At 62.6% G+C, this 21,933-nt stretch carries 26 protein-coding genes; 9 read left to right on the top strand and 17 right to left on the bottom strand.

Annotated features, from left to right (window positions below):
- Positions 1–63 precede the first annotated feature (63 nt).
- Positions 64–312 (bottom strand): DUF2934 domain-containing protein, encoded by a 249-nt coding sequence (locus FJ426_RS26620; protein WP_224680492.1) that lies wholly within the window; start codon positions 310–312, stop codon positions 64–66.
- A 241-nt stretch (positions 313–553) separates the two neighbouring features.
- On the opposite strand from FJ426_RS26620, the gene ndk reads away from it, so the two are divergent.
- A complete protein-coding gene (gene ndk / locus FJ426_RS26615) occupies positions 554–976 on the top strand; it encodes a nucleoside-diphosphate kinase (RefSeq protein ID WP_010915217.1) in 423 nt (140 codons plus the stop codon).
- A gap of 131 nt (positions 977–1,107) precedes the next feature.
- On the top strand, positions 1,108–1,716 hold the full coding sequence (locus FJ426_RS26610; protein ID WP_140520628.1) for a class I SAM-dependent methyltransferase: 609 nt from the start codon (positions 1,108–1,110) through the stop codon (positions 1,714–1,716).
- 26 nt (positions 1,717–1,742) lie between these two features.
- Here the strand turns inward: FJ426_RS26610 and FJ426_RS26605 are convergent, their stop codons facing one another.
- The 6 genes from FJ426_RS26605 to FJ426_RS26580 all read right to left on the bottom strand — a co-directional run bounded on the left by FJ426_RS26605 (position 1,743) and on the right by FJ426_RS26580 (position 6,925).
- Positions 1,743–2,510, bottom strand: coding sequence for a YbaY family lipoprotein (locus tag FJ426_RS26605; RefSeq protein ID WP_224656004.1), 768 nt, complete (start codon positions 2,508–2,510; stop codon positions 1,743–1,745).
- Positions 2,511–2,595: 85 nt separating this feature from the next.
- The gene (locus FJ426_RS26600; protein ID WP_140517865.1) at positions 2,596–3,078 is read right to left on the bottom strand and encodes a molybdenum cofactor biosynthesis protein MoaE; all 483 of its coding nucleotides are present in this window, start codon (positions 3,076–3,078) and stop codon (positions 2,596–2,598) included.
- Position 3,079: 1 nt separating this feature from the next.
- Positions 3,080–3,334 (bottom strand): molybdopterin converting factor subunit 1, encoded by a 255-nt coding sequence (gene moaD / locus FJ426_RS26595; RefSeq protein WP_140520631.1) that lies wholly within the window; start codon positions 3,332–3,334, stop codon positions 3,080–3,082.
- A gap of 1 nt (position 3,335) precedes the next feature.
- Positions 3,336–3,932 (bottom strand): CDP-diacylglycerol--glycerol-3-phosphate 3-phosphatidyltransferase, encoded by a 597-nt coding sequence (gene pgsA, locus FJ426_RS26590; protein ID WP_140494400.1) that lies wholly within the window; start codon positions 3,930–3,932, stop codon positions 3,336–3,338.
- A 171-nt stretch (positions 3,933–4,103) separates the two neighbouring features.
- Positions 4,104–6,167: an excinuclease ABC subunit UvrC gene (uvrC, locus tag FJ426_RS26585; RefSeq protein ID WP_140561847.1), complete on the bottom strand. Its 2,064-nt coding sequence runs from the start codon at positions 6,165–6,167 to the stop codon at positions 4,104–4,106.
- On the bottom strand, positions 6,164–6,925 hold the full coding sequence (locus FJ426_RS26580) for an SDR family oxidoreductase (RefSeq protein WP_140561845.1): 762 nt from the start codon (positions 6,923–6,925) through the stop codon (positions 6,164–6,166). Before FJ426_RS26580 ends, uvrC begins: the two co-directional genes overlap by 4 nt.
- 411 nt (positions 6,926–7,336) lie before the next feature.
- Between FJ426_RS26580 and FJ426_RS26575 the strand changes: the two genes are divergently transcribed.
- Positions 7,337–7,993: an outer membrane protein gene (locus FJ426_RS26575; RefSeq protein WP_140494406.1), complete on the top strand. Its 657-nt coding sequence runs from the start codon at positions 7,337–7,339 to the stop codon at positions 7,991–7,993.
- Positions 7,994–8,055: 62 nt separating this feature from the next.
- Here the strand turns inward: FJ426_RS26575 and FJ426_RS26570 are convergent, their stop codons facing one another.
- The 3 genes from FJ426_RS26570 to FJ426_RS31525 form a co-directional block, all read right to left on the bottom strand.
- Complete coding sequence (locus FJ426_RS26570; protein ID WP_140494408.1) at positions 8,056–8,652, bottom strand: glutathione S-transferase family protein; 597 nt, start codon at positions 8,650–8,652, stop codon at positions 8,056–8,058.
- A gap of 384 nt (positions 8,653–9,036) precedes the next feature.
- On the bottom strand, positions 9,037–9,483 hold the full coding sequence (locus FJ426_RS26565) for a histone (RefSeq protein WP_140494410.1): 447 nt from the start codon (positions 9,481–9,483) through the stop codon (positions 9,037–9,039).
- A gap of 142 nt (positions 9,484–9,625) precedes the next feature.
- Positions 9,626–9,796, bottom strand: a complete 171-nt coding sequence (locus FJ426_RS31525) for a hypothetical protein (protein ID WP_181172804.1) — start codon at positions 9,794–9,796, stop codon at positions 9,626–9,628.
- Positions 9,797–10,022: 226 nt separating this feature from the next.
- On the opposite strand from FJ426_RS31525, the gene FJ426_RS26560 reads away from it, so the two are divergent.
- Positions 10,023–10,334: a transcriptional regulator gene (locus FJ426_RS26560; protein ID WP_140494412.1), complete on the top strand. Its 312-nt coding sequence runs from the start codon at positions 10,023–10,025 to the stop codon at positions 10,332–10,334.
- 133 nt (positions 10,335–10,467) lie between these two features.
- Here FJ426_RS26560 and FJ426_RS26555 read toward each other — a convergent pair whose 3' ends face one another.
- The 5 genes from FJ426_RS26555 to FJ426_RS26535 all read right to left on the bottom strand — a co-directional run bounded on the left by FJ426_RS26555 (position 10,468) and on the right by FJ426_RS26535 (position 13,432).
- Positions 10,468–10,920, bottom strand: coding sequence for a hypothetical protein (locus tag FJ426_RS26555; RefSeq protein ID WP_140494414.1), 453 nt, complete (start codon positions 10,918–10,920; stop codon positions 10,468–10,470).
- Positions 10,921–11,033: 113 nt separating this feature from the next.
- Positions 11,034–11,294, bottom strand: coding sequence for a DoxX family protein (locus FJ426_RS26550; RefSeq protein ID WP_181165134.1), 261 nt, complete (start codon positions 11,292–11,294; stop codon positions 11,034–11,036).
- A gap of 35 nt (positions 11,295–11,329) precedes the next feature.
- On the bottom strand, positions 11,330–12,178 hold the full coding sequence (locus FJ426_RS26545) for a 23S rRNA (adenine(2030)-N(6))-methyltransferase RlmJ (RefSeq protein WP_140494416.1): 849 nt from the start codon (positions 12,176–12,178) through the stop codon (positions 11,330–11,332).
- Positions 12,175–12,786 (bottom strand): hypothetical protein, encoded by a 612-nt coding sequence (locus tag FJ426_RS26540; protein WP_140517861.1) that lies wholly within the window; start codon positions 12,784–12,786, stop codon positions 12,175–12,177. The genes FJ426_RS26545 and FJ426_RS26540 overlap by 4 nt, the downstream gene beginning before the upstream one ends.
- A gap of 37 nt (positions 12,787–12,823) precedes the next feature.
- On the bottom strand, positions 12,824–13,432 hold the full coding sequence (locus FJ426_RS26535) for a TetR/AcrR family transcriptional regulator (RefSeq protein WP_246671778.1): 609 nt from the start codon (positions 13,430–13,432) through the stop codon (positions 12,824–12,826).
- A gap of 136 nt (positions 13,433–13,568) precedes the next feature.
- Here FJ426_RS26535 and FJ426_RS26530 point away from each other — a divergent pair, with 136 nt between their 5' ends.
- Complete coding sequence (locus FJ426_RS26530; protein ID WP_140494422.1) at positions 13,569–14,033, top strand: carboxymuconolactone decarboxylase family protein; 465 nt, start codon at positions 13,569–13,571, stop codon at positions 14,031–14,033.
- A 139-nt stretch (positions 14,034–14,172) separates the two neighbouring features.
- Positions 14,173–14,772, top strand: coding sequence for a YdeI/OmpD-associated family protein (locus tag FJ426_RS26525; protein WP_140520638.1), 600 nt, complete (start codon positions 14,173–14,175; stop codon positions 14,770–14,772).
- A gap of 92 nt (positions 14,773–14,864) precedes the next feature.
- Here the strand turns inward: FJ426_RS26525 and FJ426_RS26520 are convergent, their stop codons facing one another.
- Positions 14,865–15,314, bottom strand: coding sequence for a DNA polymerase III subunit chi (locus FJ426_RS26520; RefSeq protein ID WP_140494426.1), 450 nt, complete (start codon positions 15,312–15,314; stop codon positions 14,865–14,867).
- A gap of 9 nt (positions 15,315–15,323) precedes the next feature.
- Positions 15,324–16,844, bottom strand: a complete 1,521-nt coding sequence (locus FJ426_RS26515; RefSeq protein WP_140517857.1) for a leucyl aminopeptidase — start codon at positions 16,842–16,844, stop codon at positions 15,324–15,326.
- Between the two features lie 362 nt (positions 16,845–17,206).
- On the opposite strand from FJ426_RS26515, the gene lptF reads away from it, so the two are divergent.
- From lptF to FJ426_RS26500, 3 genes are read left to right on the top strand one after another with little or no spacing between them, the layout of a single operon-like run.
- Positions 17,207–18,409, top strand: coding sequence for an LPS export ABC transporter permease LptF (gene lptF, locus FJ426_RS26510; protein ID WP_140561843.1), 1,203 nt, complete (start codon positions 17,207–17,209; stop codon positions 18,407–18,409).
- A complete protein-coding gene (lptG, locus tag FJ426_RS26505) occupies positions 18,409–19,491 on the top strand; it encodes an LPS export ABC transporter permease LptG (RefSeq protein ID WP_140561841.1) in 1,083 nt (360 codons plus the stop codon). The genes lptF and lptG overlap by 1 nt, the downstream gene beginning before the upstream one ends.
- A complete protein-coding gene (locus FJ426_RS26500; protein ID WP_181172803.1) occupies positions 19,491–21,911 on the top strand; it encodes an LPS-assembly protein LptD in 2,421 nt (806 codons plus the stop codon). Before lptG ends, FJ426_RS26500 begins: the two co-directional genes overlap by 1 nt.
- The last annotated feature ends 22 nt before the right edge of the window (positions 21,912–21,933 follow it).

The following is a 21,933-nucleotide window of genomic DNA, read 5'->3' as shown; positions in this document are numbered from 1 at the left end:
ACCGTAGCGCCTGATCTTGCGGCAGGGCTAACGACGAGCCATCGGCTCCGATATGGCCAGGTCTTATTTGGCCGCCTTTTTTGGCTTACCGGGCTTGGCCGCGGTCTTGGCCTCTTTGGGCGCGGTTTTTGCCTTGCCGGCGACGGCCGCCTTTCTTGCTGGCTTCTTCAACCCGGATGACCCTGCATCCTCCTGGTCGATGTCGGCTGTCGCCTGTTGCCAATGGCGCTCATGCTGTCCGGCCGGTTGCCCTTCTTCCTGCCAGATATGATGTGCGCGGCTGCGAATGCGCTCCTGGCGATCGTCTGTCATGGTCATGGTCTCCATCCGGGCCGACCTCAGCGCGGCGCCGACATGTGACTATAGCAAGCAAAGCCTAATATTGCAGCCGTCCGATCTCGGGCTGGCGGCATCGCCGATATCGGCCCGGCACGCAAACGCGCATGGCGTCGACTTCCCCCGTCGACTTCCTCTGTCGACTTCCTCTTGGCAATGGGCCGGCCGGCTTGTATAGAGCCCGCCACTCCCAATCCAACCAGACAAGGACGACCCAATGGCGCTCGAACGCACCTTTTCCATGATCAAGCCGGACGCAACGCGGCGCAATCTCACCGGCGCTATCACCAAGATGCTGGAAGATGCCGGTCTGCGCGTCATCGCTTCGCGCCGCGTTTGGATGAGCCGCCGTGAGGCGGAAGGTTTTTACGCCGTCCACAAGGATCGTCCGTTCTTCGGCGAGCTGGTGGAATTCATGTCGTCGGCGCCGACGATCGTGCAGGTGCTGGAAGGCGAGAACGCCATTGCCAGGAACCGTGAGGTGATGGGCGCCACCAACCCGGCCAACGCCGCCGAAGGCACCATCCGCAAGGTGCATGCGCTGTCGATCGGCGAGAATTCGGTGCACGGTTCGGACGCGCCGGAAACCGCTGCGCAGGAGATCAAGTACTGGTTCTCCGACACCGAGATCGTCGGCTGAGCCGACCCTGGCATTGTGACCGAAAAAGGCCGGCGGATTGCCGGCCTTTTTCATTGAAACGGATCGATCCGGCACTGCCGTTGAACCCTTGCCCGCGCTAAAGTCGGTCAGGCACAGGGAGCCGGCGAAGCATGACCAGCACCATTCCCGGCTTCTTCCAGGGCACCGAGATGCCATCGAGCGGCTGGTGGGAGGTGCTGTGGCCCGACCCCGGTGCCGTGCTTTCGTCAACGGGACTGAAGCCGGGCATGGAGGTGGCCGACCTCTGCTGTGGCGACGGCTGGTTTACGTTGCCCATCGCCAGGGTCGCCCGCCATGTCGTCGGCATCGATATCGATACCGACCTGCTCGACGTCACCCGTCGCCGGCTCAATGAAAACGGCACGAGGAATTTCGATCTCGTAGCGGGCGATGCCTATGAACTCGCGAGCCTGATATCCCGCCCCGTCGATTTCATCTTCATGGCAAACGCCTTCCACGGCGTGCCGGACCGGCCACGGCTGGCGCGAGCCGTTAGCGAAGCGCTCGTCCCTGCCGGACGCTTTGTTGTCGTCAACTGGCATCAGCAGCCGCGTGAACAAACCACGGTGCTCGGCGAGCCCCGCGGACCGAAGACCGAATTGAGGATATCGCCGGAACAGACCATCACGGCCGTCGAGGCGGCCGGCCTCAAATTCATCGAGCTGGTCGAGGTGCCGCCCTACCACTATGGCGCCGTGTTCGAAAAAATGAGCGGCTGACCTCCGCCGACAGCCGTTTCACGGCATCAGCTCGCGGCGCTGAAACGCAGGATTTCGCGGCCGTTCCCGTCGGCGATGGTCAACTTGCCGGCATCGACTTTATACGAAGCCGCCTTTGCCAGAGCCTCGAACAGCGCCTTTTCCTCCGCCATTACCTCGGGCGCGCAGGCCTTGTAGGTCGAGCCGATGTCGCTGATCGCGATCTTCTGGCCATCGAGGTTGGCGGTGGCAAAATAGCTGTTGCAGGGACCGTTGCCGCCGGCCTTGCCTGCTTCACTCACCCGGAATGTCGCTTGCGGCGCGGCGATGGCTACGCCGTCGACATAATCGAGAAGCCAAAGCTGATCGAGAACGGAAGCAGTGGGCTCGGGGCTTGGCGTCACCATCTTGAGCATGATGGTTTGCGGCGCATCGGTCAGCGGATCGACTTGATGGCGCTCATCCGAGATGAACAGGAGCCTGTCGCCGACGGTGATGCGGGCCTGCAACGCATAGGTCATCCGCCGCTGGATCCGGGACGGATCGAATTTGACCGTAAAACTGATCGGCACCTGGCCTGCCGGCGTCAGCTTCTGTTCGCCGACGATTTTGGCGGGCGCATCGGCCAACGAGACATCGGCAAGCTGGACCGAGAGCACGGCATTGGGCGGCAAGGCGATGCGCTCGCGGTAGGTCACCTCGCCTTTCAGGGCTTTTTCGGCGGCCACGGAGAGTTCCGGCACGGCCAGTATACCGACGACCAGAGGCACGAAACCGAAGACGAAGAACTCCGCTATCCTGTCCAGCACGACCATCTCCCTTCCCCGGGCTGGCCACAGCCCAGGCTGACCAACAACGAATTGGCCAAAGGATTGCGGTCAATGCGTGGCTGATGCAAAATTATTCGGACGGTGGCCTTTTCCAGCGCCCTGCCGCCTGCTCGTCTTTCTCCTTGGCCTCGACCCAGCCGCCCTCGGAGCCGTCGGCATGATGCTCCTTTTTCCAAAAGGGAGCCTGCGACTTCAGATAATCCATGAGGAAATTCGCCGCCTCGAACGCGGCTTGCCGATGCACGGAGGCCGCCACCACCAGCACGATGTTCTCGCCTGGCCGGATCTTGCCATGACGGTGGATGGCGGTGATGCCCTGCAGCGGCCAGCGCTGAACCGCTTCGGCCGCGATGCGGGCGATTTCGGCCTCTGCCATACCCGGATAATGCTCGAGCTCAAGGGCCGAGAGCGTCCCCTGCTCGTCACGGCACAGGCCCGAGAAGGTGACCACAGCGCCGATGTCGGCGCGGCCTTGCGTCAGTCTGGCGATTTCGGCGGCGACGTCAAAATCCTGCGCCTCGACGCGCACGACAGGTACGACCGCGCCGGCCATCTCAGCCCCCGGTCATCGGCGGAAACAGCGCGATCTCGCGCGCGCCAGATATCTTTTCGCCGTGCTCGACATGTTCCTGGTTGATAGCGACGCGGATCACGTCGGGATATTGCAGCGCATGGTCGTATTCCTCGCCGCGCGACTTCAGCCAGCGCAAGAGGTCCGCGACCGTCTCGACGCCATGCGGCAAGTCCACGTCTTCGTCCGGCTTGCCGATTCGCTCCCGCACCCAGGCGAAGTAGATGAGCTTCGTCATCCTATTCGTCCATGATGTGCTTGAGGCCGGCGCGGAAGTAGTCATAGCCGGTGTAAAGCGTGACCAGGGCAGCGATCCACAACAGCACCAGGCCGGTCTGTGTGGTGAGCGGAAAAATCTTGTCGCCGGCCGGCCCGGCGAGCAGGAAGGCGATGGCGACCATCTGGATAGTGGTTTTCCATTTGGCAAGCTGCGTCACCGGCACGGAGACCTTGAGCGCGGCCAAATATTCGCGCAGGCCCGAAACCAGGATTTCGCGGCACAGGATGATGATCGCCGCCCACAGAGACCAGCCGGCAATGCCGGCATGGCGGTCGGTGTCGGCGGCAAGCAGCAGCAGGCATGTCGCGACCAGCAGCTTGTCGGCAATGGGGTCGAGCATCTTGCCGATGTTCGAGGTCTGCTTCCAGGCGCGGGCGAAATAGCCATCGAAATAGTCGGTGATGGACGCCAGCAGGAAAATGATCAGCGCCGACCAGCGGGCGAAGTCGCTCGACTTCAGATGTCCCTCGAGGAAAAAGCACAGCACCACCAGCGGCACCGCGATAATGCGGGCGTAGGTGAGGATGTTCGGAAGGTTGAACGCGCGCTGAGCCATATCCGGGGGAACTCTTTCTGCCTGCGTACTCAAATCAGAAGCTGATGTAGGGGGTCAACAGGCCAAAATCGATTGGCCAGCAAAAATAGGCCAATCTTGTCATCTCGCGGGCTACGCCGCGCCGCTCCTTGCTTCGCCCGGGAGCCGACGGTCGCTTTCGGGCGACATGCATCAGTTCTCGTGGAAATGGTTGTAAACCAGTCTGGCCACCTGCTCGGAAATGCCTTCGACCTTTACCAGGTCCTCGATTGCCGCGCGACCGACCGCCTTGGCGGTGCCGAAATGCATCAGCAGCGCCCGCTTGCGGCTGGGGCCGATGCCGCCGATCTCGTCGAGCGGGCTCTTGACCATCTCCTTCTTGCGGCGGGCCCGGTGCGAGCCGATGGCGAAACGGTGAACCTCGTCGCGTAGGCGCTGGACAAAATAGAGCACCGGGTCGCGTACCGGCAGCGAAAACGAGTCCCTGCCCTTGACGAAGAAGCGCTCGCGGCCCGCGTCGCGGTCCTGGCCCTTGGCGATGCCGATGGCCACGACCCGGTCCTCGATGCCGAGATCGGCGAGGATCTTGCGCACGGCGCTCATCTGGCCCTGGCCGCCATCGATCAGGATGACGTCGGGCCAGGCAGGGAAGCCGCCCGACATGTCGCCCTCATCGCTGTCCGCCTCGCCTGCCGCGGCATCATTGGGTGTCACATCGCCATGCTCCTTGAGCAATCGTGAAAACCGCCGCTCCATCACTTCGCGCATCATGCCGAAATCGTCGCCGGGCGTGATCTCGGTCGAGCGGATATTGAATTTCCGGTACTGGTTCTTCACAAAACCTTCCGGCCCGGCGACGACCATGGCGCCGACGGCGTTGGTGCCCATGATGTGCGAATTGTCGTAGACCTCGATGCGCACCGGCGGCTTTTCGAGCCCGAAGGTCTCGGCGAAGCCGGCGAGCAACCTGGCCTGCGTCGAGGTTTCGGCCAGCCGACGGCCGAGCGCCTCGCGGGCATTTTGCAACGCGTTGTCGGTCAGGTCCTTCTTCTCGCCGCGCTGCGGCACCGAGATCAACACCTTGCGGCCGGCGCGGGTCGAGAGCGCCTCGGCCAACAGTTCCTGGTCCTCCACGGCGTGCGACAGCAGAACGGCGCGCGGCGTCGGCTTGTCGTCATAGAACTGCGCCAGGAACGAGCCCAGCACCTCGGCCCCTTCCAGCGCCGGATCGGCCTTCGGAAAATAGGCGCGGTTGCCCCAGTTCTGGCCGGTGCGGAAGAAGAACACCTGGATGCAGACCTGGCCGCCCTCCTGATGGATTGCGAAGACATCGGCCTCGTCGACGGTCTGCGGATTGATGCCCTGGTGGCTCTGCACGTGCGAGAGTGCCGCCAGCCGGTCTCGATAGATGGCGGCGCGCTCGAAATCGAGGTCTTGCGAGGCCTGCTGCATGGCGGCCGAAATCTCGGTCTTCACCTTCTGGCTGCGGCCGGAAAGAAAATCCTTCGCCTCGGCAACCAGCTCGGCATAGTCGCTATGCGAAATCTCGCCGGTGCACGGACCGGCGCAGCGCTTGATCTGATAGAGCAGGCAAGGCCGCGTGCGGTTCTCGTAGAAGGAGTTGGTGCAACTCCTCAGGAGGAAGGCGCGCTGCAAGGAATTGATGGTGCGGCCGACCGCGCCCGCGGAAGCGAAGGGGCCGAAATAATCACCTTTGCGCGAACGCGCGCCGCGATGCTTGTAGATGCCGGGCGAGACATGGTCGCCCGTCAAGAGAATGTAGGGAAACGACTTGTCGTCGCGCATCAGCACGTTGAAACGTGGCCGCAGCCGCTTGATGAGGTTGGCCTCCAACAGCAGCGCCTCGATCTCGGTGCGGGTGACGACGAACTCCATCGTCGCGGTCTCGCGCACCATGCGGCCGATGCGGTTGGTGTGGAAGCGGCCTTGCGCGTAATTGGTGACGCGCTTCTTCAGGCTGCGGGCCTTGCCGACATAGAGCACGTCGCCATTGGCATTCATCATGCGGTAGACGCCCGGCGCATTGGGCAGCCGCTTGACCAGCGTCTGGATCACTTCGGCGCCGACCATGCCGTCGGCATCGCCGGCATGCGGCGTCCAGTCGATGGCGGTGAAGGCGACGTCCGGGCCGGCCGGTTCGACGATCTCCTCCGCCGCCTCGTCCTCGAGGTCGATTTCGGGTGGCAGATCGTCGGCGCCGCCACGCATCTTGTGTTTCTGCTCTGCGGGACTCATTCCGTCATGCCTGTCACATCAGGTGTGCGCCATGCAAGATGCTGGCCGCCATCAAGCGCGATCATCTGCCCGGTAACCGAGCGGGCTTCCCAGAGATAGCGGATTGTGGCGCCGAATTCCGGCAATTGCGGGCCGCGTTTCAAAATGAGACCGGCGAGTTGCGCGGCAAAGTCACTGTCGTCCTGGTGCGCGTTCTTCAAGGTCGGGCCGGGACCGATGGCGTTGACGCGGATGCGCGGGCCGAGCGCCTGCGCCATCATCTGGGTTGCCGTCCACAAGGCGGACTTCGACAGCGCATAGGAGAAGTAGCGCGGCGTCGGCCGCCAGACACGCTGGTCGATTATGTTGACGATCAGCCCCTCCTGCCCGTCCGGCAGGGCCCGGGCAAAGTTCTGCGTCAACAGTGCCGGGGTCTTCACATGAATGGCGAAGTGGCGGTCCCAGCCCTGCCAGTCGAAATCAAGAACCGAATCGTCCTCGAACAGCGAAGCGTTGTTGACGAGCAGCGAGATCGGCCCGAGCGCGGCTTCGGCGCGGCCGATCAGGTCGCCGACCTCGGCCATGTCGGTCAGATCGGCGGCGACCACGGCGGCGTGGCCGCCGGCGCGGTTGATCCGCTGGGCAAGCGCATCCGCGTCATCGCGCGAGCGGTTGCAGTGAATGGCGACGGCAAAACCGTGGGCGGCGAGATCCTCGACAATCGCGCTACCGATCCGTTTTGCCCCGCCCGTCACCAGCGCCGCGGTGGCTTTGCTCATCTGTTGTCAATCCTCGGTTTCGGCGCGAAGGAGGGCGCCGGCAAATTATGGCCCGCCACCCGTTAAATGGCGTTCGCAGCTGCGGCAACATTGTGGCGAAACGGCCGGTTCGGCATCTCGAGCCGGCCGGCAATGAGCCGGCCTCAACACAATATAGGAGGCTGGACTCCTTGCACCAAGCCACCTGCGGTGCAGCACGGCCAATCTGCTGACATTTCGCTGTTGCGAAGATGCAACGCCAAATTTCTGCCTCATTCGCGCCGGGGAATGACCCAAGTTCAGGTTCGCTTCAGCCGTATTTCGACACGACATTTGGAACCGACGAACGCCAGATCCGTTTCACCCCCCGGACGGGTTGATGGGCGATCGTAAGAACAAGCCTGTGTCCTGTGGCTTAAGGAGTAAACAACAATGCAAGCCAATCTCAAATTCGCACGGCCGCTGGCCGTAGCGCTCGGGCTCTTCGCCCTCGGTGGAACTGCCTATGCCGCCGATGTGGTCCAGGAAGAGCCGCCGGCGCCTGCCCCGGTCGCCGAACTGCCCGTCGCGTCCTGGGCCGGCCCCTATGCCGGTCTTAATCTTGGCTATGGCTTCAGCGGCCGTACCAAGGAAAAGGATTTCGACGTTGAAACCGATACCAAGGGCTTCATCGGCAGCGTCTTCGGCGGCTATCAGTGGCAGCAGGAGAACTTCGTCTACGGCGGTGAAGCCGAACTCGGCTACAACGGCGTCAAGGGCGACGATAATGGCATCGATTCCAAGGCCGGCTTCGAAGGCTCGCTGCGTGCCCGTCTCGGCTACGCTGTGACCCCGGAAATCCTGCTCTACGGCACCGGTGGTCTCGCCGGCAGGAGCCTGAAGGTGGAGGACAGCGTCCTCGGCGCCAGCGACCGCGCCACCATGATCGGCTGGACCGCCGGTCTTGGTACCGACATCAAGCTGACCGACAATGTGTTCGGCCGCGTCGAATACCGCTACACCGACTTCGGCAGCAAGGACTTCGATGGCATCGGCAAGGTCAAGGCCACCGACAACCGCGTCACCTTCGGCGTCGGTATGAAGTTCTAAGTCGTTCAAGCCACGACACGAAGAAGCCGGGCCTCGCGCCCGGCTTTTTTATTGTCGGCCGCTCACGCGGGAACGCAGGGTTTCAGGTCCGGGAATTTCTCATCGAAGCGCGCGGCCCAGCGGACCAGCCGGTTGCGGCCTTTTTCCCATTTCCCGGCGAAACGCAGCGCCAGGTAGCCAAGGCAGGCGCGCAGCGCCATCTGGCCGGCGGTGATCTTCTTCGGCAGTTTCGGCGGATTGGCGTTGAGTAGATCGAGCGCGGCGGTGATCTTCGCCCACTGGCGATCGAGCCAGGGCTGGTAGACCATCTCCTCGGGCCGCGTGCGGCGCTCATAAACCATCGACAGCGCACAGTCGCAGATGCCGTCCGCCAACGCTTCCAGCACTTCCGCTTCCAGCCGCTTGTCGGGATTGCGCGGAAACAGCGCGCTCTTCGACATCCGGTTGAGCTGCTGGGTGATGGCTCGGCTGTCGTGGATCGAGCGGCCGTCGTCGAGCACCAGCACGGGGATCTTGCCCAGCGGATTGGCGCCGATCAGTTCGGCCGGCTTGTCTTCGGTCTTGACAGGCGCCAGGTCGACCGCGATGCCGGCATAAAGGGCCGCCATTCGTACCTTGGAACTATAGGGGGACGTGGAGGCGTAAAGCAGCTTCGGCATGATCGGGTTCCTGTTGGCAGCCCGTCACTGTTGACCGGGCGCCCTTCCCCGCGCAACAGCCAGAAGCGGAAAAACCAGCCGCCAGCAGCCGGCGACCACTCCTGCATGCCCTGGTCTCTTGTACGCCTTGATCAGGATGCGCCACATGTGATGACGGCAACACTCCGACAGGCCGGACAAGACCAACGATCGTTCCGCCGCCGCACGATAGCGCGCAACAAAAAGCCCACCGGACTTCGCCCTGCGGCGAAGTCCTGGGAGCTGCGAAAGATATCTGACGTCCGCCCCTCTCGTTGCGCCCCAATGCCAGAGCAGAGGGCGCGAGGCCTCAACGGCACCTGCCCTCATTTCTGCCGACACGGTCCCCGGCGCGAAGAAACGTGACTACTTCTTCGCGGCCTTCGCCGGCGCTGCTTTCTTGGCGGCTGGCGCCGCCTTCTTCACCGGTGCCGAAGACTTCGCCGCGGCAGCCTTGGCCGGAGCCTTGGCAGGGGCTGCCTTCTTGGCAGCGGGCTTGGCCGCGGCCTTGGCAGCCGGCTTCCTGGCCGGAGCGGCTTTCTTTGCCGGAGCGGCCTTCTTGGCCGGTGCAGCCTTCTTTGCGGATGCGGCGCTGGCCTTGGCGGGCGCTGCCTTCTTCGCCGCCGGTTTCGCGGCTGTCTTGGCTGCCGGCTTCTTGGCCGGTGCCGCCTTTGCCTTCGGCGCTGCCGCCTTCGGCTTGGCAGCGGGTGCTGCTTTCTTGACCGCGGTCGCGGCTTTCGCCGCCGCCGCTTTTACAGGTGCTTTCTTTGCCGGTGCCTTGGATGCCGGCGCTTTTGATGACTGCTTAGCCATGCGATGCCCCTTGCGTTATGCCGACGACCGTTAATGGCCCGGCGTGTCATGCTTATCTGACTCGCGCCTCGCTAGCCAGCGAAGCAATGATATGATTTTCTCAGCTTAAATTTTCGTTGCGATCGACACATGATCACACTCATCATCGCAAAAATATGGCGTTATCTTCCGATATCGTCAGCAATTTGGCATCGACATTCTCGATGCGCTGCGTGGGCGCGCCTGCCATGAAGCTGCAAAGATCAGCAAGCAGCTTCGCGCATTGATCTTCGGCCGCGAATATCATGAGCTGCGGCTTATAGAGAATGATCATCTTTTGCAGGCGACCGGTCCCTTCGGATTACAAGTGCAATGCGATGCGCCGATCTGGAGATCACCTTGTCAAGCCTGGCTTCATCACTGAATTGACAGATTACTCTGTATGCCAGAGTATTCTGGCAAGTGTGTTCGATGTCGTTCACAAAGGCGAATGGTTAGTACTGCCCGAGGCTGCAGAGCCGTAGGGTGACAGCTCAAGGTCCGCAGCATTGGAGCCATTGATGAGTGCCGACGACATCATCCATCAGGGTACACGGCTCAGGATCATGGCCGCCCTGAACACGCTGGAAAGACGCGAGGCGCTGGAGTTCACGCAACTGAAAGCCATGATCGAAACCACCGACGGAAATCTCGGCGCGCATCTCGATACGCTGGCCAAAGCGGGCTACGTCGATGTTGAAAAGCTTTTCGTCGGGCGGCGGCCGCGGACACGGATCAAAGCAACGACGATCGGGCGCCGCGCTTTTCGCGGTCACGTTGCCTTTCTTCGAAAGATCATCGGTGAAGCCGAGGCGACGCGAGGCAGGAAATAGCACTGCGATTGGCAAACATTGTCGGCGCGTGCCGCGCGGCACATATTTTCGTCAGGGCCGATACCCCGAGTCGCAGAAAAGGCCCGCGGCTTGAGCCGCAGGCTCTAACGAAATCGAGACTGGAAACCGCCCGCTAGCGCAGGATGCGGCAGCGGCCGTTGTAGACCATCCAGCGGTCGAAGCCCGAGACGCAGAATTCGACATTGTCGCCGATCGAGGCAAAGCCCTGGCCTTCCTCGATCAGGTACCAGATGGCGCGGTCGCGGCCATCTGACAGGGCGACCGTGGCGCCGCAATAGCGCCGGCCGATCGGCCATTCCTCGCTGGCCGGCAAGTAGCGGTGCTGGTGGATGCGGTGGAAATCGGTGATCGCGACATCCGGCAGGTGCGGGACGTGCCGCACCTGATAGGAGAAGCGGCTGGTGATCTTGTTCAGCACCCAGGCTTCGCCGCAAATGCCGCTGTCCTCGTCAGAATAGACGGCAAGATCGGCGGCTTGCGCCGCCTGGGTGAAGCCAAGCGATGTGCCAAATGGCGTGCAGAGCGAGATCAGGGCGGCAAGGGCGGAGCGGGCGAAGCGAGTCATGGCAGCCTCTCAAGGTCGATTGCGCGCACTGTGCGGGATTCGCCGGGCGGCGGTCAAGCGATTGCATTGACAATGGTTTCCAGGGCGTGGCCGCCGACTTTGGCCGCCGGCCATCAGCCGGGGCGCGCCGCCAGCAGCAGCCCGCCGATAACGGCGATGTTGACCAGGAAGGCGGACCTCAGCGCCTGCCTTTCCGGCCCGTGATGGCGCCAGAAGGGCAGGACGAGCAGGTTCGCCGCCACCGTGAACAGGATGAGCGCGCCGGCGGCATAGGGCACCGCGGCGCCGATGGCGAGGCAGAAGCCGGCCACCAATTCCAGCGGAGCGGAGCCGGGCCGGCCGCAGACCCGCTTTAACTGTTTGTCTTGGCGCATCTGTAAGGACGCCGCTCGCAGCCTGCATCCCGCTGCTACTCCCCTGCCAGCCAGTTCAGCGTCCAGTGCGCCGGCTTTTCCAAGACCAGCAATTTGTGCAGGGCCGGCAGGAGAATGCGCAATTCACCTTCCAGCGTGAAAGGCGGGTTGGCCACGACCAGGCCGCTGCCGTCGAGGCTGGGCTCTTGCGACGCGGGCCGGATTTCGAATTCGATGTCGAGCAATTTCGGAACGCCGGTTTCCTTCAGTGCCTTGCGGAAGCCAATCACCGCCTTGCGGTCCTTGATCGGATACCACAGCGCATAGATGCCGCCCGGCCAGCGCTTGTGCGCCTTCGCCAGCCCGTCGACGAGGCGGCCGAACTCGCCCTCTTCCTCGAATGGCGGATCGATCAGCACCAGTCCGCGCTTTTCCTTCGGCGGCAGGTGTGCGCCGAGCGCCAGCCAGCCGTCGAGCTCGATCACCCTTGTCTGGAAATCGCCGGCGAATTCCGTCTTCAGCTTCGCGACATCCTTCGGGTGCAGCTCGATCGCCGATAGCCGGTCCTGCTTACGCAGAAGGTGCCGCGCGACCAGCGGCGAGCCCGGATATTTTTTCAATGGACCGTCTGCGTTGCACGCACGCACCGCGTCGAGATAGGGCGCGAGCAGCATTGCGGCCTGGGCTTCGGGCGCAGCATCGACCAGCCGGCCGATGCCGCCTTGCCATTCGCCGGTCTTCTGCGCCTCGAGCGAGGACAGATCGTAGCGGCCGATGCCTGCATGAGTGTCGATAACGCGGAACGCCTTGTCCTTCTGCTTCAGATATTCAAGCAGCCGCGTCAGCACGACGTGCTTGACGACGTCGGCAAAATTTCCGGCGTGATAGGCGTGGCGATAGTTCATGTGGAACCCCTGCCCCAACGTGGCGGCGGTGGCTGTGAATTCGGATTTTGCGGCCGCCCGCCGGCAGAACGCAAGGACAGCAGGAAGCCGACCAGGCCGATCGCCATCAGCGCGAAGCCAACCGGTCGCGCACGGCTGTCGGTCTCGCCCACACCGGAGCGCAAGACAAGATCGACCGCGCGTATCGGGATGTGGTCGGCGTCGCCGGGACCGGCGGTGAAGACATAGGGGCCGGGGCCGACGGTCCGGATCACGCCAGCCTCATCGCGGAAGATCTTGTCGGGCAGTTGCGGGCTCGCCTGACGCGGATTGTCGGAATGATTGAACTGAAGCGTCGAGGCAAGCACCGTGCGGCCGCCGGAGGCGGCTGTCAGCGTCAGCACCGTGCGCTGCTGCGAAACGATGCGCTCGGCCCTCGCGGTCAAGTCGACCAGCACCCTGACCGGCGCATCGCGCGCGGCAAGCGGCACCGTGACCTGCCTGAAGCGGCCACCCTCATAGACCCGCCAGCTGCCGATCTGGTGACCGGAGAAATTAGTCATCGCCCATGGATAGATGGCGCCGACGCCGATGCCGGCGAGCAGGATCAACAGGAACAGAAAGCGCATTCAGGGAATCACCTTGTAATCGGACGTTGCCGGACAATTAGCCTCCATTGGCGCTGTCGCGCAGGCGCTCCATTTCGTCCAATAGCATGTCGAGGCCGAGTTCGAATGTCTTGTCGAAACCGCCGGTGCCGAAATAGGTCCCGGCCGCCATGACACTGGGGAAATCCTTCGCCAGTTGCTCGTCGTCGACGGTGGTCACCGCCGACGGGCCCTTGGCGTAGCCCGCGGTCTCGTCGAGGATCGCGCCCATGAGATAATAGCTGGCGGTGCGAAACAGCCTGGCGCTGAGTTCCGGGCCGAAACCGCCAGCCTCGAACAGGCCGATGACGCCGTTCAGCATCGCAAGGCAAGGCGGCGAATTCATCCGGTAGACGACAAGGAATGGCGCAAAGGCCGGGTGCTCCCTCGCAACACGGCGAAACTCATGCATGACCATCCGAATCCTGTCGCGCCACGGCATGCTGTCGTCGGGGATAACCATCCCGCTGACCTGGCGATCGACCAACGCCTCATAGAGGTGCGCTTGCGAGGGGAAGTGATGATAAATGCTCATCGCCTCGCAGCCGAGCACGGCGGCGAGCTTGCGCATCGAAAAACCGGAAAGGCCCTCCTTCTCGATCACCTCGAAAGCGGCATCCTCGATCATCTCGCGGGATAGCCGTCCGCGTGCTCGCTTTTTTTTGATCGATGAGTCCATGGCCGCGCTTGACAACTTACAGCGTAAGGTTCATTTTTCACTTCACCTTACACAGTAAGGCTAACAAAGACCAGAGGAGGAAAACATGTCACACCATCGCATTGCCAAATCCGTGCATTCGTCCCTCCATCGTGCGTTGGCTCTAACCGCCGTGGCCTGCGTCCTCGCCGCGGCCCCTGCCTATGCCGACGACTACGATGCAACCATAAAGGACATCCAGTCGACCATGGGCGGCGTGCCGAGCTTTGTGAAGCAACTTCCCAAAGCCGGTCTGCCCGGCGCCTGGGCCGAGGTCAAGGCCATCGAACTCAGCGACAAGACGGCGCTGCCGCCAAAGGTAAAGTCATTGATCTCGCTGGCAGTGGCGGCGCAGATCCCGTGCAACTACTGCATCTGGTCGGACACGCAAAACGCCAAGCGCGCCGGCGCTACCGATGAGGAAATCCAGGAGGCGGTGGCGATGGCGGCGCTGACCCGCCATTGGAGCACCATCTTCAATGGCATGCAGGTCGATTTCGACACGTTCAAGAAGGAAATGGGCGGGCAGTGAAACGACCCTGCGGTGGTCCGCGCCTGCGGGCCACCGCAGAACCGCCGTCATCGGGCAGCCATCATCTTCGCCTTCGATTGTCATCCAGCGGGAAATGCCGCATTGAAAGTGCAATCGCAAAGCATGGACGAGGCCGCAAATGGCGCCGGTCAAGGTCGACCCCGACAAGGTGCACGAATTCGAGGACGCCGAGAGCTTTTATACCTGGCTCGGTGAACATCATGACAGGGAAACCGAGGTCTGGATCAAAATCCACAAGACCGGCTCGGGACTGAAGTCGATCTCGGCAAAGGAGGCGATCGAGGTCGTGCTGTGCTGGGGCTGGATCGACGCGGTGCGCAAGGGGCTCGACGACAAGAGCTTCCTGCAGCGTTACACGCCGAGGACGAAGAAAAGCATCTGGAGCCAGATCAACATCGACAATGTCGCCCGGCTGATCGACGACGGCCGGATGACGCGGCATGGGCTCGCCGAGGTCGAAGCCGCCAAGGCCGATGGCCGCTGGGCGCGTGCCTATGCCAGCGGCAAGGACATGAAAATTCCCGATGACCTGCAGGCCGCGATCGATGCCGAGCCAGAGGCTCGGCAAATGCTCGAAAAACTCAGCGCGCAGAACCGCTTCGCGCTCGCCTTCCGTATCCACAACATGAAGACCGAAGCCGGGCGCAGGAAGAAGATCGAGACTTTTGTCGAGATGCTCAAACGCGGCGAGACGATCCATCCGCAGGGGAAGAAATAAGGCTGCTCATGTACGAGCGACAGGTTTCTTCCGGCTCGATGATCGCGACCCCACATACCAGCAGGGTAGCGATCAGCCACCGGTGACGTCCCTCAGGCCTTGCGTTCCCAGCGGCGGTCGGGCGTCTGCTGCCAATACGTCACCGCGTGGCCGGCGTCTTTCATCGTCTTCCAGTGCCCGCGGGCGGCCTCGACCTGGGCCGCATCGTGGCCGTCGAACAGGAACACGGCGCGCTCGTAGCCGCCAAGGTCCGGCGGCGCAGCGCCGTCCACCAGGAAGCGTATCTGCGCCGCGTTCGGGTTGCCTTCGCCGGTGGTCAAAAGGATCGGCTGTTCAGCGGGATGGGCTTCGCGATCAGTGGCGTGCGCGAGGAAAGAATCGTCACGGAACGTCCACAGATGCTGGTCGAGCGCGTCGCGCCGCTCCTCGGTGCCTGTCTGCACCACGGCGCGCCAGCCGCGATCGACGCTGCGCTCAAGTAGGCCGGGCAGCGCATCCTCCAGCGTCGATTCGGTCAGGTGATAAAACAGCACGTCGGCCATGGGTCCCGATCAGCTCTCATAGTGGTCGCGCACGAGCCGGTCGAGCAGCCGCACGCCAAAGCCGGAACCCCAGGACTGGTTGATTTCGTTCGACAGCGCCCCCATGGCAGTGCCTGCGATGTCGAGATGCGCCCAGGGCGTGTCCTTGACGAAGCGCTGCAAGAACTGCGCGGCGATGATGGCGCCGCCATAGCGGCCGCCGATGTTCTTCATATCGGCATTCTTGGAATCGATCAGCTTGTCATATTCAGGACCGAGCGGCATGCGCCACAGTCGCTCCTGCGTCGACTGCCCGGCTGTCGCCAGGCGTTCCGCCAGTTCGTCATTGTTGGAGAACAGGCCGGCATAGTGCTGGCCGAGCGCGACCATGATCGCGCCGGTCAACGTCGCCAGATTGACCATGAACTTCGGCTGGAAGCGGTCATTGCAGTACCAGAGCGCGTCGGCCAGCACCAGGCGCCCCTCCGCATCGGTGTTGAGCACTTCGATGGTCTGGCCCGACATCGAGGTAACGATGTCGCCGGGACGCTGCGCATGGCCGTCGACGGCATTTTCCACAAGCCCAATGATGCCGACGACATTGGCCTTCGCCTTGCGGCCGGCGAGCGCATGCATCAGCCCGGTCACAGCCGCGGCCCCGCCCATGTCGCCCTTCATGTCCTCCATGCCGGATGCCGGTTTCATCGAATTGCCGCCAGTGTCGAAGGTGACGCCCTTGCCGATGAAGGCGACCGGGCTGTCCTTGGCCTTGCCGCCGTTCCACTGCATGACGGCCATGCGGGCGCCGCGCGGCGAGCCTTGCGCAACACCGAGCAGCGACCCCATGCCGAGTTTCTTCATTTCCTTCTCGGCCAGGATCTCGACCTTGACGCCGAGGGCCTCCAGTTCCTTGGCGCGGGCGGCAAACTCGACCGGTCCCAGGACGTTTGCCGGCTCGTTGACGAGGTCACGTGCCAAAAGCACGCCGTCGATCACCGCCTCGGTCTCGGCGAAGGCCTTCTTCGCACCCGCCGGATCGGCGGTGTGGATGGTTATCTTGGCCGGCTTTTTCGGCTCGGCCTTGTCGCCTTGGCCATCGTCCTTGTCTTTCCTGGTCTTGTACTTATCGAAGGAATAGCTGCGCAGAAGAATACCCGCGGCAAGGCTGGCCGCCTGCGCACCGCTTGACGAGGCGCCGACCACGTCGAGCACCACCGCCACGTCCGTCGCCTTGCGTAGCGACCCCGCGATGGTGCCTCCAAGCTTCGTCCAGGCGTATTCGTCGAGCCCGGATACCTTGCCGGCGCCGATCGCGACCAGCCTGTCGAGCGAGCTTGCCTGTGGCGTCAGCACTTCCACCACGCTGGCGAACTTGGCCGTGAATTCGGCCACAGGGAAGGCCCGTTCCAGCGTCTTGCCGGGATCATACGCCGCGGCGGTTTCGCTCAGGCCGCCATCATCCGCCGCCAGCACGAAGACCGTCCCCTTCCTGTTCGCGGCGGTCTGCGGCGCGGCGAATTTTGCGAAGGCGATCGAGGGTCTCTGGTTCATCATGTCCTGCTTTCGGGGAATGCGCGGCTCGCGCGAAGCGGTTGGAAGCGATCCGCGACATTTGGTCGTTTTCCGGCATTTGGCAAGACTTTGCCAAACGGGCTCCCCATATGGCACATGAATCGACGGCGATTCGTCGCGGCACGGCTCCGCTTTTTGGCCGCAACCTGTTGTTAACCATCGATGTTCGCCCTTTCTTATCCAATCCCGCCGACACTCCGGCCCAACTTGGCGCGCGATGTGGGACGGGAACCGGATCGTCTGCCTGACAGAGCCCGACGCAGCCAGTTGTGCGGGCGTCGCCGGACGGCTACCCTTATCCGGTGGCATGATGCCGTTCGAGAAAATTGAGAAAAGCCTTCATGAAGGTCGTTGAACGCTACATCATGCGCCGCACTTTCGTGGTCTTTATTGCAGCGCTGGCCTGGACGCTGGCCATTGTCTGGACGACGCAGGTGCTGGCCAAGATCGACCTCGTCACCGACAGCGGCCAGTCGGCGCTGACCTTCTTCGAGGTTGCGGCCCTCATTCTTCCCTCGATCATTCCGATCGTGGTGCCCTTCGCGCTCGTGGTGGCGGTTGCCCAGACGCTCAGCGTCATGAATTCGGATTCGGAGCTTGCCGTCGTCAACGCAGCGGGCGCCTCGCGCTGGACCATCGTGCGGCCGATCATGATTCTCGCGGCCGCGGCCAGCGTCTTTTCCTTCGCCGTCGACAACGGCATCGACCCTTACGCGCGCCAGAAGAACCGGATGCTGGTGGCGGAGTCACGCGCGGATCTTCTGTCGCTGATCATCCAGGAGGGCACATTCCGCAAGATCGATGATGGGCTGTTCCTGCAGATCGGCGAGCGGCTTCCCGACAACCGGCTGGGCGGCATCTTCGTCGCGGATTCGCGCGAGGAAGGCGTCAACCTCGTCTATTATGCCAAGACCGGCAGCATCGTCGAACGCGGCGGCGAAAAGGTGCTGATGATGAATGACGGTGTCATCCATCGAAAGACGCTGACCGGCGACCTCTCGGTTATCCGCTTCACCTCCTATGCCTTCGACATGTCGGCCTTCATGGCGGCAGCGTCGGAGGTGACGCTGATGCCAAAAGACCAGACGACCCAGTACCTGCTCAACCCGAGTGCCAACGACAAGGTCTACCAGCAGCGCCCGAACGAATACCGGGCGGAGGTCGACCAGCGGTTCTCGGAATGGCTCTATTCCATGGTCTTCGCGCTGATCGCACTGGCGGTCGCCGGAGACGCACGCTCGCATCGCGAGGCGCGCGTCAATCCGCTGATCACGGCCATCGCGATATCGCTGTTCGTGCGCTGGCTGGGCTTTTTCGCCGCCAGCAAGGCCGATGAGGTTCCGCAATATGCGTATATGGTCTACGGCGTGCCCATCGTGTCGTCGGCGATGGCAATCTGGTTCATCGCATCCAACCGGACGATGGAACTGCCAGTGGCCTGGGCAGATTGGCTGACGAATCTCGCCAGCCGGATGGCTGACGGCTGGAATGCCGTCAAGCTGCGCCTGTCCCGGCGCAGCGCCTCGGGCCAGGGGGTCAGCTAATGGGCTGGACGCTGGGACGCTACTTCTTCTTCCGCTATGTCACGATCACCGTGTGGTTCTTCATCGGCCTGCTTGCGCTGGTGTTCCTGATCGATTTCACCGAGCTTTCCGGCCGCACGACCGGCCTGCCCGGCTTCACCTATGGAACGGCGCTGGCCATTTCCGGACTCAGGATGCCGATGATCATGCTGCAGACCGTGCCGTTTGTCGGTCTCTTCTCGGCGATGGCGACGCTGGTCTCGCTCAACCGCAGGTATGAACTGGTCATAGCGCGCTCAGCCGGCGTTTCGGCCTGGCAGTTCCTTCTGCCGTGCTGCATCGGAGCGCTGTTGTTCGGCGTCCTGTCGGTCGGTCTCATCAACCCGCTCGCAGCGCACGCCTTTTCCTGGTCCGAACAGATCGAAACCCAGTTGCGCTCGGGCAAGTCGAATACGGTGTCGGCCGACGCCGCGCCCTGGATCCGGCAGAAAACCAGCTCCGGAGACACCATCATCGGAGCGCGCGCCATCCTCAATCAGGGCCTGGAGATGGCTGACGCTGTCTTTTTCATCCTCGACCCGCAAGGCGATATCGTCGAGCGCAAGGATGCCGCGCGCGCCTACCTGCGGGACGGCTACTGGGAATTGCAGGACGTTAAGACCTTCAGGAACGGCACCATCCAGCCTGCGGCAAACGATCGCGTGCCAACCAATCTGAAGCCCGAAATCGTGCAGGAGCGGCTGGCGCGCCCGGAGACCATTCCATTCTACGATCTGCCGGGAAAAATCGAGGTTGCCCGTTCCTTCGGCCTCAAGGCAAATGCCTTCGCCATGCAGTTCGATTCGCTGGTGGCGTTGCCGTTCCTGCTCGTCGCCATGACGCTGATTGCGGCAACAGTTTCAATGCGATTTGCGAGGATGGGGCAATCGGCAACGATGATTCTGGGTGGCGTCGTTGCCGGGTTTCTGCTTTATGTCGTTTCGGTGCTGGTGAAGGCATTCGGCGTGGCGGGGTTCGTGCCGACTGTCGTAGCTGCCTGGGTGCCGGTCGTGGTAGCTATGTTCTTCGGGGTGACTTTCCTGCTATACAAGGAAGACGGCTAGTGAGGGAGGCCTTTTTGCCCAGTAACAGGCAGGCCGGTTTGGCGCGCCTTTATGCGGCGACCGCCTTGGCATGCCTGTTTGCATGCGCGGTTCCGCTGCCTGCAATCGCGCAGGATGTCGGCGACATGGCGACCAAGGTGCCGTCCGGCTCGCAGATGCTACTGGCGGCCGATACGCTGGTCTATAACAACGACAATCAGACCGTGACCGCCGTCGGCGGCGTGCAGATCGACTATGGCGGCAACCGACTTGTCGCGCAGAAGGTCGAGTACAACCGCAACACCAAGCGCATGGTCGCAAGCGGCAATGTCGAGGTGATCAATAGCGACGGCACCAAGATCAATTCGGATCATATCGACATCACCGACGACTTCGCCGACGGTTTCGTCAACGCGCTCCGCGTCGAAACCATCGACAAGGCCTATTTCGCCGCCGAAAGCGCCGAACGCATGGGCGGCGTGCTGACCACCTTCCACAATGGCGTCTACACTGCCTGCGAACCTTGCGAGGACAAGCCCGACAAGGCGCCGACCTGGCGCGTGAAGGCCAGGAAGATCATCTGGAACGGCGAAAAGAAGACGGTCCGTTTCGAGAACGCGAATTTCGAATTCTTCGGCTTCCCGCTCGCCTACCTGCCGGCGTTCGAGATCGCCGACCCGACGGTGAAGCGCAAGAGCGGCTTCCTGATCCCCGGCATCGTCTTCAAAAGCGATCTGGGCGTGGGGGTGAAGGTCCCCTATTATTTCGCGCTCTCGCCGACCTACGACCTGACCGTCACCGGCACCGGCTTTACCAAGCAGGGCTTTCTTGGCGAGGCCGAGTGGCGCCAGCGCTTCAACAATGGCGAATACAGCCTGAAGATCGCGGGCATTCAGCAGCGAGATCCCGATGCCTTCATCGACGCCGCCGGCCGCAATATCGATTCGGGCGAGGCCGGCGATCCCAACAAATTCCGCGGCATGATGGGCACACAAGGCCAGTTCGCCATCAATTCGCGCTGGAATTTCGGCTGGGACGTGCTGCTGCAGACCGACAAGAACTTCTCGAATACCTACGCCATCGACAAATACAACGGGTCCGTTCACCAGTCGTCGGTTTACCTGACGGGGCTCGACGGCCGTAATTATTTCGACCTGCGCGCCATGCATTTCGAGGTGCAGGAAGACACGCTGGACAGCAATATCGCTGCGCGAAGCGGCCAGCAGCCCTGGGTGCTGCCCTCGCTTGACTATGCCTACATTCCGGATACGTCGGTCGCAGGCGGCCAGTTGTCGTTCAACGTCAATTCGCGCGTCATCCGCCGCGATGACCTCGACGAGACCTATTTCACCCCCTACTTCCCCCCTTCAGGCACCCAACGTGTGCGCGGCATTGAGGGCGAATCCGGCCGGCTCACCGCCGAGGCAGAGTGGAAGCGGTCATTTGTCACCGATAACGGGCTGGTGCTGACACCCTTGCTGGCGCTGCAGGGCGACGTCGACTATGTCAACGCGTCATCAGCTTCACTCGCAGCCGTCAACCAGATGGCGACGAATTTGGGCGAGCAGGATGACATGCGCTCGTCTTTCGCCCGCTATATGGCAACCGCCGGGCTCGAGATGAGCTGGCCGCTGCTGTTTTCGATGGCCAGCGGCTCCAGTCATGTGTTCGAGCCGATGGCGCAGGTCTTCCTGCGCCCGAACGAACAATATGTCGGCGGCCTTGCCGTCCCGAACGAAGATGCGCAGAGCATGGTTTTCGACGCGAGCACCTTGTTCGAGCGCGACAAGTTCTCTGGCTATGACCGCATCGAAGGCGGCTCGCGCGCCAATGTGGGCCTTCGCTATTCCGGTTCCTACATCAACGGCTGGGGCACCAACGCCATCTTCGGCCAGTCCTACCAGATCGGCGGCGAGAACTCCTTCGACGCGCCGGACCTGGTCAATGTCGGCGCCTATTCGGGCCTCGAAAACACCAAGTCGGACTATGTCGGCCTGTTTGGCGTCAGCAGCCCGAACGGGTTCGCCGCCTCGGTCAGCGGCCGTTTCGACGAGCAGAGCTTCGAGGTTCGCCGCGCCGAGGTAAAGGCCGCCTATTCCGGCCTACCGGTGTCGCTGAGCGCCAAATACGCCTTCATCCAGGCTCAGCCGCTCTATGGTTTCACCACCGACCGCCACGAGGTCACGCTCGGCGCGTCCACGCATCTTGCCGAGAACTGGCGCGTGTTCGGGACGGGAACCTATGACCTCGAGGAAAGCCTGCTGGTCAAGGACGGGGTCGGTTTCGCCTACAATGATTCCTGCTTCACCTATCTGATGACGTACTCGCAGTCGCGCGACCTGCACACCAGGGAGGTGACGCAGAGTGTCGGCTTCAACCTGTCGTTCCGCACCCTCGGCGATTTCGGATCGTCGAGCAGCGCCTTCGACACCACCCAGTAGTCCGCGACATCGTTTCGCCGCA

Origin of the sequence: Mesorhizobium sp. B2-6-4 (genome assembly GCF_006441495.1) — a bacterium.
Lineage (GTDB): Bacteria > Pseudomonadota > Alphaproteobacteria > Rhizobiales > Rhizobiaceae > Mesorhizobium.
The sequence above is the reverse complement of the archived record's forward strand: the minus strand, read 5'-3'. Positions and strand labels throughout refer to the sequence as shown.